This window comes from Ruegeria sp. AH12 (assembly GCF_056541465.1).
Window position 1 is genome coordinate 1 of the sequence record NZ_JBQFYL010000163.1, and the last position, 698, is coordinate 698.

The 698-nt window shown below is 56.6% G+C and carries 1 protein-coding gene; it reads left to right on the plus strand.

The window, feature by feature from the left end; genetic code table 11:
• The coding region (locus ACR0EL_RS22350) for an acyl-CoA dehydrogenase family protein (protein ID WP_480502337.1) at window positions 1-698 on the plus strand (698 nt) is incomplete at both ends.

Here is a 698-nt window from a genome sequence, read left to right on the forward strand (position 1 = left end):
CTATGTCCGAGCCCTCGGCTGGGTCGGATGTGGTTTCCATGAAGCTACGTGCAGAAAAGCGAAACGATCACTATCGGCTGAATGGCAACAAATACTGGATCACTAACGGGCCGGATGCAGACACTCTGGTCGTCTATGCCAAGACCGATCCGGACGCCGGGTCAAAGGGGATCACGGCTTTTCTGATCGAGAAAGAGATGACCGGGTTTTCGACTTCGCCTCATTTCGACAAGCTTGGCATGCGCGGCTCGAACACCGCTGAGTTGATCTTTGAAGATGTTGAAGTGCCGTTCGAGAATGTTCTGGGCGAAGAAGGGCGGGGTGTAGCCGTTCTGATGTCCGGTCTGGACTATGAGCGTGTGGTTCTTGCGGGAATTGGAACCGGGATCATGGCCGCCTGCTTGGATGAAGTGATGCCCTATCTGGCCGAGCGTAAGCAGTTCGGAAAACCGATCGGGAGCTTCCAGCTCATGCAAGGCAAGATCGCGGATATGTACACAGCCATGAATTCGGCGCGGGCCTATGTCTACGAAGTTGCCAAGGCATGCGACCGCGGGGATGTAACCCGTCAGGATGCTGCAGCGTGCTGCCTATATGCCTCGGAACAGGCGATGGTGCAGGCGCATCAGGCCGTTCAGGCGTTGGGTGGTGCCGGTTTCCTGTCGGATTCGCCGGTCAGCCGAATTTTCCGCGATGCA